Annotated in this window: 10 protein-coding genes and 1 pseudogene; 6 read left to right on the top strand and 5 right to left on the bottom strand. The window is 71.6% G+C overall.

Annotated features, from left to right (window positions below):
- Positions 1-8 precede the first annotated feature (8 nt).
- Together mtnA and JQS43_RS00230 are read left to right on the top strand one after the other, a co-directional pair.
- Positions 9-983: an S-methyl-5-thioribose-1-phosphate isomerase gene (gene mtnA, locus JQS43_RS00235; protein WP_239677024.1), complete on the top strand. Its 975-nt coding sequence runs from the start codon at positions 9-11 to the stop codon at positions 981-983.
- A gap of 52 nt (positions 984-1,035) precedes the next feature.
- Positions 1,036-1,896, top strand: coding sequence for a hypothetical protein (locus JQS43_RS00230; RefSeq protein ID WP_239677023.1), 861 nt, complete (start codon positions 1,036-1,038; stop codon positions 1,894-1,896).
- A gap of 123 nt (positions 1,897-2,019) precedes the next feature.
- On the opposite strand, the gene JQS43_RS00225 is transcribed toward JQS43_RS00230, so the two are convergent.
- Positions 2,020-3,006, bottom strand: coding sequence for a prephenate dehydrogenase (locus tag JQS43_RS00225; protein ID WP_239677022.1), 987 nt, complete (start codon positions 3,004-3,006; stop codon positions 2,020-2,022).
- A gap of 36 nt (positions 3,007-3,042) precedes the next feature.
- On the opposite strand from JQS43_RS00225, the gene JQS43_RS00220 reads away from it, so the two are divergent.
- The 3 genes and pseudogenes from JQS43_RS00220 (at position 3,043) to JQS43_RS00210 (ending at position 4,513) form a co-directional block, all read left to right on the top strand.
- Positions 3,043-3,414 (top strand): hypothetical protein, encoded by a 372-nt coding sequence (locus tag JQS43_RS00220; protein WP_239677021.1) that lies wholly within the window; start codon positions 3,043-3,045, stop codon positions 3,412-3,414.
- 116 nt (positions 3,415-3,530) lie between these two features.
- Positions 3,531-4,049 (top strand): tRNA adenosine deaminase-associated protein, encoded by a 519-nt coding sequence (locus JQS43_RS00215; protein WP_239677020.1) that lies wholly within the window; start codon positions 3,531-3,533, stop codon positions 4,047-4,049.
- Positions 4,050-4,053: 4 nt separating this feature from the next.
- Positions 4,054-4,513, top strand: a pseudogene (locus JQS43_RS00210) (nucleoside deaminase).
- Between the two features lie 16 nt (positions 4,514-4,529).
- Here JQS43_RS00210 and JQS43_RS25985 read toward each other — a convergent pair.
- The 4 genes from JQS43_RS25985 to JQS43_RS00190 all read right to left on the bottom strand — a co-directional run bounded on the left by JQS43_RS25985 (position 4,530) and on the right by JQS43_RS00190 (position 10,763).
- Positions 4,530-6,968 (bottom strand): ATP-binding protein, encoded by a 2,439-nt coding sequence (locus tag JQS43_RS25985; protein WP_275580988.1) that lies wholly within the window; start codon positions 6,966-6,968, stop codon positions 4,530-4,532.
- A 142-nt stretch (positions 6,969-7,110) separates the two neighbouring features.
- On the bottom strand, positions 7,111-8,256 hold the full coding sequence (locus JQS43_RS00200; RefSeq protein WP_239677019.1) for an acyl-CoA dehydrogenase family protein: 1,146 nt from the start codon (positions 8,254-8,256) through the stop codon (positions 7,111-7,113).
- A gap of 16 nt (positions 8,257-8,272) precedes the next feature.
- The gene (locus JQS43_RS00195; RefSeq protein ID WP_239677018.1) at positions 8,273-9,802 is read right to left on the bottom strand and encodes an acyl-CoA carboxylase subunit beta; all 1,530 of its coding nucleotides are present in this window, start codon (positions 9,800-9,802) and stop codon (positions 8,273-8,275) included.
- Between the two features lie 58 nt (positions 9,803-9,860).
- The gene (locus tag JQS43_RS00190) at positions 9,861-10,763 is read right to left on the bottom strand and encodes a hydroxymethylglutaryl-CoA lyase (RefSeq protein ID WP_420847722.1); all 903 of its coding nucleotides are present in this window, start codon (positions 10,761-10,763) and stop codon (positions 9,861-9,863) included.
- Between the two features lie 180 nt (positions 10,764-10,943).
- On the opposite strand from JQS43_RS00190, the gene JQS43_RS00185 reads away from it, so the two are divergent.
- Positions 10,944-12,203, top strand: coding sequence for an ATP-binding protein (locus JQS43_RS00185; protein ID WP_239677016.1), 1,260 nt, complete (start codon positions 10,944-10,946; stop codon positions 12,201-12,203).
- The last annotated feature ends 62 nt before the right edge of the window (positions 12,204-12,265 follow it).

The raw sequence follows: 12,265 nt of genomic DNA, 5'->3' as shown, positions 1-12,265 counted from the left end.
GGTGAGTCGTGCGCACGATCGACTGGGTAGACGGGGCGATCGAGATCATCGATCAGACGGCCCTGCCGGCACAACTGACCGTGCGCCGACTCACCACCGTGCCGGAGCTGATCGAGGCGATCCAGTCGCTGGCGGTACGCGGGGCGCCCGCGCTCGGGGTGGCCGGCGCGCTCGGGGTGGCGCTGGCGGCGCAGACCTCGACCGGAGCCGCCCGAGATGAGCAGGTGGCGGCGGTGGCGGCGGCCCGGCCCACCGCGGTCAATCTCGCGGGCGGAGTAGACCGCGCCGCCGCCCGGCTCCCCGAGGGTGCGGCGGCGGTGCTCGCCGAGGCGCTCCGGCTACGGGATGAGGAGGTCGCCTCGTCCGCGGCGATGGCGGCGCGCGGCGCCGACCTGCTCCAGGAACGGTGCGGACCGGCGCCGCGGCTGCTCACCCACTGCAACACCGGCGGCCTCGCCACGGTCACCGGCGGGACCGCGCTCGCGGTCGTCACCGAACTGCACCGCCGCGGCACGCTCGGCGGGGTCATCGCCAGCGAAACCCGGCCGCTGCTGCAGGGCGCCCGGCTCACCGCCTGGGAGTTGGGCCGTGCCGGCGTACCGTACCGGGTCGCGGTCGACTCGGCCGGACCGTTCCTGCTCGCCCGCGGGGAGGTGGACGCGGTGGTCGTCGGCGCCGACCGGATCTGCGCCAACGGCGACGTGGTCAACAAGATCGGCACCTACTCCCATGCGCTGGGCGCCGTCCGGGCCGGTGTGCCATTCGTCGTCGTGGCCCCCGAGTCGACGCTGGACCCGCAGACCCCGACCGGCGCGGAGGTGCCGATCGAGGATCGCGACGGCGCCGAGGTGCTCAGCTTCGACGGGTCCTCGACCGCCCCACCTGGCGCGGTCGGGATCAACCCGGCGTTCGACGTCACCCCCGCCGACCTGGTGACGGCGATCGTCACCGACACCCGAATAATCCAATTCGCCGGTGCGTAGCGGGATCCGCAACCCGGCCAGCCGCGTCCTACCCGGTATGAGGACGCGAAAGGTGAAGATCGCAGTGCCGGCCGCGGCGGGCGCGCTGGTCGTACTGACCGGCTGCGCCGACCCGGACGGCGACGAACCAGCGGGCGTCAGCCCGGACGAGCAGCTCTACGAAACGGTGGCGACGGTGCTGGAGAGCCCCGAGCACGGGCCGCAGCTCTGCCACGCGGTCGCACATTCTCTGCCGCCCCAGTGCAGCGGACCGGATGTGGTCGGCTGGGACTGGGACGCGGTCACCTCGGAGTCGGCCGAGGGGGTGACCTGGGGCGACTATTACCTGGTCGGATCCTGGGACGGCGAGAGCTTCCACCTCGCCGAATCGGCCCGGGCGCCGGAGCCGGAGGAGCTGGCCCAGTTCTTCGACACCGACGAGCCACGCTTCGACACTCCGTGCGAGGAGCCGGCCGGCGGTTGGGAACCGGACGATCCGGAGACCACCACCGACGAGACCCTCAACGAAGCGCTGGAGCTGGCCCGGAACGACCCGGAGTACGCCGGCTCGTGGGTGGACCAGTCCGTCGCCGACGACGCGGACACCGACGAGCTGGGGTTGGGCAACGACCCGACCGAGCTGGTGCTGAACGTCCAGTTCACCGAGGATCTACCGGAGAAGGAGCAGGAGCTGCGGACGGTGTGGGGCGGCGCGTTGTGCGTCACCGGCGCCGCCCACACCGAACAGGAGCTGCTGTCGGTGCAGGAGCAGCTGCACGAGGACCTTCCGGAGATCAACAGTTCCCGGGTGGACACGATGACCAACGCGCTGATCGCCGAGGTCTTCGTCGTCACGCCGGAGCTGCAGGCGGAGCTGGACGAGCAGTACGGCCCGGGGACCGTGGTCCTGGAGGGCCTGCTGCAACCCCGCTGAGCACCGCCCGATTTTCCGGCCGATCATGAGCGTGTTGACCGACACGCCGGGCGTGTCGGTCAACACGCTCATGATCGCCGGTTCGTCAGGGCGCTCATGAGCGGCCCTGCTGGCGCCGGTTGGTCAGGCGGGGAGGGTGGCGGTGACCGAACGCCGGTCCCGGGCGACCGCCGTGATCCAGCCGCCGGCGCGGCCGAGCCGCAGCAGCGCATCGGATCGCACCGGCAGCTCCCGACGGCTGCCCGGGTACGGCGGCCACGACTCCCGGACGGTCGCGCCCGCGGTCAGCCACTCCTGCAACGCCTCGATCGGCCGGTCCGCACCCAACGCCTCGGTGGCGCCCGCGAGCGCATCCGTCACCGCGCTCAGCGCCGGCGCGGCGGTAGCCGGGTTGCCGGCGCAGAACGACGCGGTCAGCGCCGGCGGGCTCGCCGCCACCCGGGTGCCATCCCGGAACGAACCGGCCGCAAGCGTCAACGCCAGCGGATGATCCGCCACCGACGCGGCGAGCGCCGCCGCGAGCAGATGCGGCACATGGGAAACGGCCGCGACCGCCTGGTCGTGCTCGGCCGCGGTCGCCGGCACCACCCGGGCGCCCAGCCGGGTGTAAAGGTCCGCCAACACCAACCAGTCAGCCATCGTGGTCGCCGGTTCCAGGCACAGCACCCAGGCGCAGTCGGTGAACAGGTCGGGGTCCGCGGCGAGAAACCCGGCGGTCTCCCGACCGGCCATCGGATGGCCGCCGACGAAGCCCGCCAACCGCGACGGTGAGCTGCGGAGCCGCTGGTTCGCCAGCGCCAGCACCGGTTCCTTCACCGAGGTGACGTCGGTGACCAGGCCGGTGTACCCGGTGGCGGCGAGCTCATGGAAGACCTCGTCGACCGCGGGGAGCGGCACCGCGACCACCACCAACTCGGCGTCGTCGACCGCCTCCTGCATGCCGCCCGCGACCTGCCACCGGGCGTTTACCGGGGCCTGCGCCGCGGCGGTCCGCGCGGTCGCCCGGGTCGCCGGGTCGGCGTCGAAGCCGCGGAGTCGATGCCCCAGCCCGGCCAACGCCCGCAGCACCGAGCCGCCGATCAACCCCAACCCGACCACCGCGATGTTCACGCAGCGAGCTTCGCATATCCGGGCTAACCTGCGAGGGTGGGGACCGAGCAGCCGACGCCGACCGGACCCGGGGTTCCGCTGACACCGTCCGGTCTGTTCCCGGGGGCGCCGCCCCGCCGCGCGTACCGGGAGCCGCATCCGGTTCGGTCCTGGGCGGTGCTGGCCGGGATCGGCGCGGCCGGTGCCTGGCTGGTGCTCTTCACCCTGCTCGGCACCGACCTGCCCAGCCACATCTGGTGGTTGCTGACCGGCGGTGGCCTGGCCTGGGCGGGGGCGTTGGGCCTGGCCCGGTTCGGTGACCGGGGGGTCGCGGTGGGGGTGGCGGTGGCGACCGCCTTCGCCTGGGCGACCGGCGCCGGGATCGTCACGCTCTACTGGATCGTCACCGCAGACTGGCCGTTGTGGTGAGTGGGGTCGCCGAGGTCAGTGACCACATTCAGACGACTCCGCGGAAAACCTGGCCTGCCGGGCATTGAGCGGCTAGCGTCACCAACGAACCTGGTGGTGACGAAAGCAGGGGGCCAGTGTCGTACGTAGCTACCGCGGTGGTTCGGAGTAAAGATGGCTGGGGCGCCGCTGAGCTGGAGCTCACCGGCGCGGCGGACATCGAGGAGATCGCTGACCAGCTTCGGGAGGTCGAACCACCCGCCGACGTGTCGCTGCTGTTTGTGGAGGCGGACGATGCCTACCTGGTGATCCTTCGGCTGGACCAGGGGGAGGATCTGCGGGTCTTCGGCTCCGACTCCAGCTTCGCCGACGAGTCCCGGATCGGCGCGATGCTGCTCGGGGACATCGAGATCCCCGCGTTGGAGATCGACAAAGCGCTGGCCGAGCCGGACGACGAGTCGGACGAGCGGCGGCCGGCCGCCGACCCGGAGGCCGACCCGGTCGGCGACGCCGATCTCCTCGCCGACCTGGGGCTGCCCGCCCACCGGCTGTTGCGGCTGTGTGCCCGGGAGGGCATGCTGCCGGCCGACATCACCGCCGAAATCTGCCAGGCGATCGGCTGCGGCGACGAGCTCGAAGAGCTGCGCGAAGCCTGATCGTGTGGGGCAACGGCTACGCCGGCTGGATGCGGCGGGCGTTGACGGTCGCGGCTAGCGGGCCGCCGGTGGGCGCCGCCGACGTCCCGGTCGGCGCGGTCCTGTTCGGCCCGGACGGCGAGGAGCTGGCGGTTGGCCGCAACGAACGGGAGCTGACCGGCGACCCCACCGCCCACGCCGAGGTGGTGGCGCTGCGCCGGGCCGCGGCGGCGACCGGTTCCTGGCGACTCTCCGACTGCACCATGGTGGTGACGCTGGAGCCGTGCACGATGTGCGCGGGGGCGCTGGTGCTGGCCCGGGTGGCGCGGCTGGTCTTCGGGGCGTGGGAGCCAAAGACCGGCGCGGTCGGTTCGCTGTGGGATGTGGTCCGGGACCGCCGGGTGCCGCACCGGATGGAGGTCTACGGTGGGGTGCTGGCGGCGGAGTGCGCCGACCTGCTCCGAGATTTTTTCGGCCGGGAGTGACCCCAGTGGCCGACGCTCAACCCTGCTCGACATCGGCGATATCGATCCCGGCCGCAGTCAACCGGGCCCGCTCGCGATCCAGCAGCACGAATCCACCAACCTGGCACAGCTGCGCCAGCTCATGGCAGACCTGCCGGCGCTGCGGCTCGTCGGCGACCAACGCCAACTCCAGCAACGCGGTCAGCCGGTCCCGGGCCTCCCCACCGCCGACGAGCTGGCCGGCGGCGGCGCCGAACCATTCGGCGGCCAACACTCGGTCTCCCCGGGCCAACGCCAGCCGGGCCTCGATCAACGCGCACGACCCCGCCGCCGGGCCACCGTGGGCGGCCGGGTCATCTAGCCGGAGCCGGGTCAGCACCTGTTCGGCGTCGGCGACCCGGTCCACACTCGCCAACGCCTGCCCCAGCGTAGTGAAGACCCGCCGCCGCAGGCCGGGATCTCCCAGCTCCGCCATGCCGGAGAGCATCCGCCGACCGGTCACCACCGCCTCCTCGTACCGGCCGGCGAGCCGGAACACCTCGGCGAGGCCGGCCGCCGCGAGCAGGCGTAATCGGCGATCACCCGACTGGGCCCCCAGCCGGTCGACCGCCGCCAGCCGGCGGCGAGCCCCGGCCAGCTGACCGTCCCGCAGCTCATGCCAGCCGAGCGCGAGCTGTGCGATGGCCGCATCCCGATGCCTGGCATGGGTGGTAGCCAGCGACAACGCCGCCAGGCTGTGCTCCCGGGCCGGTTCATACCGGGCGTCGGCCACCTCGACCGCGGCCAGGATCCGCCGCGCCGCCAACTGCCCCGCAACGTCGCCGAGCCGCCGGAACGTCGCCATCGCCGCGTCGGCGGCCGGTCGCTCCGCCGCCCCCTCGCCATGTTCGGAGGCGAGGTGCGCCAACCCCACCTGCGCCCAGGCTCGTACCGCCGGGTCGGCGTCGGCGGTCCGGGGATCGTCCAACAGCCGGCACAGCCACTGCCGGCCGACCCGGTCCCGCCCCCGAAACCGCCACCACCGGGGTAACCAGGCGGCCAGATGCAACGCGGTCGGCGGGTCGTCGTTGGCGGCGTGGTTGAGCGCCGCCCACACCTCACCAGCAATATCGTCCAGCCGCGCCGCCGCCACCGGCAGGCCCGGCCCGGCCATCGCTGGCGCGACCCGCGCCGCGAAGTCGGCGATCACCACCGCGTGGGCGCGCCGGACCTCGGCCAGCTCGCCCGCCCGCTCGGCCTGCTCGATGGCGAAGTCCCGGACCACGTCGAGCATCCGGAACCGGTGCTCCCGGGTCCCGCGTACCCCCACCAACCCCAGGCTGACCAGTCGATCCAACACCGGCACCGGATCGCCGAGCAGTTGCTCTGCGAGCGCCACCGACCAGCGGCCCCGGAACCCGGCCAGCCTTCGCAACCCGGCCTGCTCGGCCACGCTGAGCAGCCGGTAGCTGCCGGCGACCGCCGCCCGCAGCGTGTCCTCACCCTCCCCGAGGTCGAGCACCCGGTCGCCGTACCGTTGCAGGATCTCCGGCAGCCGCAGCAGCCGGCCGTGACCGGCGGCGAGCTCCAACGCCAGCGGCAGACCCCCCAGCCGCCGCACCAACGACGCCAACGCCGGCAGCTCGTCGGGGCCGAGCGGGTCGGCCCGCACCTGGGCGAGCCGGCGCAGAAACAGCGCCGCCGCCGGGAACTCGCTGGCCGCCTCGACTCCGGTCAGCTCCGGCCCGGCCGGCGGCGCCTCCAACGGCGCCACCGGCCACACCCGCTCTCCGGGCACGCCCAACGGCGCCCGGCCGGTGGTGACCACCCGCACGGTGGGGGGTAGCTGAGCAAGCGTCGCCCGCAGCTCCGGGCCGGCGCGGTCGACGGCGTCGAGCAGCAGCAGCGCCGGCTGCTCGGCTAGCCGAGCCAGCAACTGCCGCGGCTCGGGTACGCCGAAGGCGGTGCCGATCGCGTCCAGCACCTCGCTGGTGGTGGAGTCGCCATCGGTGCTGACCCCGGCCACGCCGCCGGGGAAGTGCTCGGCGACCTGCCGGGCCAACGCCAGCGCGAGCACGCTCTTGCCGACTCCGGCCACCCCCACCAGCGCAACCGGCCCGGTCTCGGCGGGTTTCGCAAGCCACTCGCCCAACCTGGCCAGGTCGACCTCCCGGCCGACCAGCGGCGGCGGCGACGGCAGCGGCAGCCGGCCGCGGTGTTGCGCGGCGCGGGGAGGCGGAACCACCGCTGGCGTCCCCGCCCCCCGCGCCGCCCCCAGGAACCCGGCTCGCTCCTCGCCGGTCAGGCCGAGCGAGTCGGCTAACAGGACCGCGGTGGTGCGCTGTGGCCGGGCGGTGCGTCCCCGCTCGGCCTCCCGGACGGTACGCACCGCGAGGCCGGCCACCCGGGCCAGCTCCGCCTGCGTCAAGCCGGCCGCCCGCCGCCGCTGCCGCAACAACGTCGCGAAGTCGTAGCCGGCGCCCCGATCCGCGGTCATAGTGCGGTCAGGGTACGGGGTTGGCGCCCACGATCGCAGTGATGCGTCGTACAGCCGACTCTCATAGATGTTGATCATGGACTTAGGGTCATGACCAGGGCCCTGGTCATGACCCTAAGTCCATGATCAACACGTAGGGGGGTTACAGGCCGAGGTCGCGGGCGATCACCATCCGCTGGATCTCCGAGGTGCCCTCGCCGATCTCCAGGATCTTCGAGTCCCGCCAGAACCGGGCCACCGGGAACTCGTTCATGAACCCGTAGCCACCGTGCAACTGCGTCGCCGTACGGGCGTTGTCCACCGCGCACTCCGAGGCGTGCAACTTGGCGATCGCCGCCTGCCGCTTGAACGGCTCCCCGGCGAGCATCCGGTACGCGGCGTCATAGTAGGCGAGCCGAGAAGTATGCGCCCGTACCTCCATGTCCGCCACCTGGAACTGCACCGCCTGGAACTGCCCGATCGGCTGGCCGAACGCCTCCCGTTCCCGGACATAGCGCAGGCACTCGTCGACACAGCCCTGCGCCAGCCCCACCGAGAGCGCCGCGATCGCGATCCGGCCCTCGTCGAGAATCCTCAGGAACTGGGCGATCCCCCGGCCCCGCTCGCCCAACAGGTTCTCGGCCGGCACCCGGCAGTCGTCGAAGGTCAACTCGTGGGTGTCCGAGGCGCACCAGCCGACCTTCGAGTAGTTCGGCTGCACCGTGAACCCGGGCGTACCCGTGGGAACGATGATGGTGGAGATCTCCTTGGAGCCGTCGGGGTGCCGGCCGGTGACCGCGGTCACCGTCACCAGCGTGGTGATGTCGGTTCCGGAGTTGGTGATGAACGACTTCGAACCGTTGATCACCCACTCGCCGGTCTGCTCGTCGCGCACCGCCCGGGTGGTCAGCGCGGCGGTGTCCGACCCACTGCCCGGCTCGGTCAACCCGAACCCGGCCAGCGACTCCCCCGCCACCAGCTTCGGCAGCCACCGTTTGCGTTGCTCCTCGGTGCCGTACCGGAAGATCGGCATCGCGCCGAGCGAGACCGCCGCCTCCACCGTGATCGCCACCGAGGAGTCGACCCGGGCCAGCTCCTCCAGCGCCAGGCAGAGCGCGAAGTAGTCGCCGCCCATCCCGCCGTACTCCTCCGGGAAGGGCAGGCCGAACAGCCCCATCCGCCCCATCTTCGCAACGATCTCGTACGGGAAGGCGTGTCGCTCGTAGTAGTCGCCGATCACCGGCGCCACCACATCCTGGGCGAAGTCGCGAACGCTCTCCTGCAGCGCCCGCTGCTCGTCGTTGAGCACTGTGCTGGTCCCTTCCTCAGACGGGGGTGACCCCGTGACGGCGACGCGAGAAGTGGCGATCCTTTGTGGCGGCGAGCGCGTAGCGGCGGATCAGCTCCGCCCGCAGCTGGTCCGGCGGCAGTACGGCGTCGATGACGAGTTCGCTGGCGAGCCGGACCAGGTCGATGTCGGCCTCGTACTCACGCCGCTTCTCGGCGATGAACTCCGCCCGCTCCTCGTCGCTGGCGAGCGCGGCGATCTTGTTGGCGTAGACCGCGTTCACCGCCGCCTCGGCCCCCATCACCGCAATCTTGGCGGTGGGCAGCGCCAGCGTCGCGTCCGGCTCGAAGCCCGGCCCGGCCATCGCGTACAGCCCGGCGCCGTACGCCTTGCGCACCACCACGCAGATCTTGGGGACGGTCGCCTCGGAGATCGCGCTGATCATCTTCGCGCCGTGCCGGATGATGCCCTGCTTCTCCACCGCGCTGCCGACCATGAAGCCGGGCACATCGGCGAGGAAGAGCAACGGAATGTTGAAGGCGTCGCAGAGCTGCACGAACCGGGTCGCCTTGTCGGCCGAGTCGACGAAGAGGACGCCGCCCTTGTGCATGGAATTGTTGCCGACCACCCCGATCGGCTGGCCGTTCAGTCGGGCGAAGCCGACGGTAAGTTCCCGCGCCCACTTCGCCTGTATCTCGAAGAACGAGCCGTCGTCGACCAGCCCCTTGACCAGCCGACGCATGTCGAAGGCCTGCCGCTCGCTCGCCGGGACCAGCGCGGTGAGATCCACAGTGGCCGGTGACGCCGACTCGGCCACCGGTGGCGACTCGGTCCAGTTCGCCGGGAGGTACGACAGATAGCGCCGGACCACGCCGAGCGCCTCATCCTCGTCCTTGCAGAGAAAGTGGCCGACGCCGGAGTCGGTGGTGTGAACCCGGGCGCCGCCCATCGCCTCCAGAGTGGTCTGTTCGCCGGTGACCATCTGCACCATCCGGTCCGAGCCCAGATACATGCTGGCGTTGCCGTCCACCATCGCCACCACGTCACAGAAGGCGGGGATGTACGCGCCACCGGCGGCGCTGGGCCCGAAGAGTGCGCAGACCTGCGGGATGGAGCCGGAGGCCCGCACCTGGTTCCAGAAAATCTTGCCGGCGCCGCGCCGACCCGGGAAGAGGTCGACCTGATCGGTGATCCGGGCGCCGGCCGAGTCGACCAGATAGACCATCGGCACCCCGGCGGCGTACGCCTGCTCGATGATCCGGATGATCTTCTCAACGGTACGGGCGCCCCAGGAGCCGGCCTTCACCGTGGAGTCGTTCGCCATCAGACAGACCCGGCGCCCGTCGATGGTCGCCTGGCCGGTCACCACCCCATCGGCCGGCAGCCCGTCGGCGACGGCATTGGCCAGCTCGCCATCCTCGACGAACGAGCCGGCGTCGACCAGCCGGGTCACCCGCTCGCGGGCGAACAACTTGCCCTTCGCGGCGTTAGCGGCGTGGTAGCGCTCGGCCCCGCCAGCGTGGACCCGGTCCCGGAGCTTTGCCAGGTCCTCTTCCTCGATCGTCACCGCGACTCCTCATCTGCGGAGCAGGGATTTAACGATCGTTAGGTTACCGGGTTTTCGGTCAGCTCACCAGCCGGGTACGAGGACCGGCGCGCAGCACCCCGGAGGGCAGCTCCCGACCCACGATCTCCTCGGCCAGCGCCGCCGCCGCCAGCAGCGCCTCCAGGTCGACACCGGTATCGATCCCCAGGTCGTGCAGCATATGCACCACCTCTTCGGTGGCGACGTTGCCGGAGGCCCCCGGGGCGTACGGGCAGCCGCCGAGCCCGCCCACGCTGGCGTCGAAATCGGTGACGCCGAGCTGCAGCGCCGCCAGCACATTCGCCAGCGCGGTGCCGCGGGTGTTGTGGAAGTGCAGCAAAAGCGGCAGGTCCGGGTGGCGATCGCGGACCGCGGTCACCACCTCCCGCACCCGCCGCGGCGTGGCCATCCCGGTGGTGTCGCCGAAGGACACCCGGTCCGCGCCGTCGGCGACCACCCGGTCCACGATTCCGGCCACCCGGGCCGGGTCGACATCCCCCTCGTACGGGCAGCCGAACGAGGTCGCGATGATCACCTCGGCGACCGCGCCCTGGCTGTGCAGCTGCCCGATCAGCGCGGCAATGTCGTCGAGCGACTCGGCGGTCGCCCGGTTGACGTTGCGCCGGTTGTGGGTGTCGCTCGCCGAGACCACCACCTCGATCTCGGTGAACCCCGCCGCCAGCGCCCGCTGCGCCCCGCGCGAGTTGGGCACCAGCGCGGAGTAGCGCACCCCGTCGACCGTGGTGGCCTTCGCCCAGACCTCGTCGGCGTCGGCCATCTGCGGGATCGCCTTCGGATGCACGAACGAGACCGCCTCGATCCGGCGTACGCCGGTGTGGCTGAGGGCGTCAAGCAGCCGGACCTTCGCCTCGGTCGGCACCGGCGCCTCGTTCTGGAGACCGTCACGCGGCCCCACTTCCCGGATACTCACCTGCGCTGGCAGCTCCGTCATGCCTTCATTGTGACAGCCTCGCCGCCGGCCGCAGGTCCGCCCGATACCCCACCGATGTGTGAGAGCGATAGCCGAGGGTGTGTGAGAGCGATAGCGAGCGACGTGTGAGAGCGATAGGCTGGCGCGCGTGAGAGCGATAACGAACGGTGCGCGGGAAAGGAAGCCCAGGTAGTGGGGGGTACCAACGACGCGGCCGACGGCACCTACGCCCTCCGGGCTGTCGACCCGCTCATCGGAGAACTGTTAGCCGGCCTGCCCGCGTTGCTACTGGTCGGCCCCCGGGCAGTGGGCAAGACCACCACCGCCCACCGCTTCGCCCGCTCAGAGTTGCGTCTTGACTACCCACCCACGGCACAAGCGGTGGCGGTCGACCCGGACGCCGTGCTCCGGGAACTCGACGAGCCGGTGCTGATCGACGAGTGGCAGGTCGCCCCAGCCGTACTTGGCGCGGTCAAGCGGGCGGTCGACCAGGCACCACACCCCGGACGATTCCTGGTCACTGGCTCAGTGCGGGGCGACCTCGACTCGCCGACGTGGCCGGGCACGGGCCGATTGGTTCGCGTCAACATGTACGGGCTGACCGTGGCCGAGCTCCTAGGCCGCGCACCACGCGAGCCGTTCCTGGACCGGGTCGCCGCCCAGGGCGTGGAGCATCTGCCGACGCCACTCGAGCGGCCGGACCTTCGGGGATACGTAGAGCTGGCGCTGCGGAGTGGATTCCCCGAGGCGGCGCTCGAGCTACCCGCCGATCTTCGGGAACGTTGGCTCGACAGCTACCTGGATCAACTGCTGACCAGGGACCTCGCCATGATCGGTGGGCAGCGTGACCCCGACCGGGTCCGCCGCTACCTGGAGGCACTCGCCCTGCACACGGCTGGTGTGGTGGAGCACCAGGCGGTTTTTCGGGCCGCCGATCTGAGCCGAGCCACTGCTGACGCGTATGACCATTTGCTGCGCAATCTTCTGGTGGCCGAGGCTGTGCCAGCGTGGCACTCCAGCCGCCTCAAGCGCCTGGTCCGTACCCCGAAGCGGTATCTGATCGAGCCGGCGCTGGTCGCTAGCGTATTGCGCCTGGACACAAACAGCATCCTGCAGGACGCGCTCCTACTGGGTCGGCTGCTCGATACATTCGTGATGGCCCAGCTGCGGGCGGAGCTGCCGCTCTGTCGGAGCCGGCCACGGCTGTTTCACCTGCGGCAGGCGGACGGGCGGCGCGAGATCGACCTGATCGCGGAGTTGTCCGGGCGACGGACCGTGGCAATCGAGGTCAAGGCGGGGGCGCCCGGCACTGGCGACGCTCGGCACCTCGCCTGGTTACGCGACGAGCTCGGCGACGAGTTCGTCGGCGGAGTCATCTTGCACACCGGCCAGCTCGCATACTCGCTCGGTGACCGACTCACGGCCGCGCCCATATCCACCCTCTGGGCGTAGCTCCACCCCCACCCGGGTCGATCATGGAGCTAGGGGCGCCCAGGGGCGCTGATGATGTACCT

The sequence above is a fragment of the Natronosporangium hydrolyticum genome (genome assembly GCF_016925615.1).
In the GTDB taxonomy this organism is placed as follows: Bacteria; Actinomycetota; Actinomycetes; order Mycobacteriales; family Micromonosporaceae; genus Natronosporangium; species Natronosporangium hydrolyticum.
This window is presented reverse-complemented; position numbering and strand designations above follow the sequence as displayed.

Excerpts from the sequence above, each read along its gene's own strand:
- JQS43_RS25985 (WP_275580988.1), bottom strand. The coding sequence starts at position 6,968 with ATGACCGCGGATCGGGGCGCCGGCTACGACTTCGCGACGTTGTTGCGG.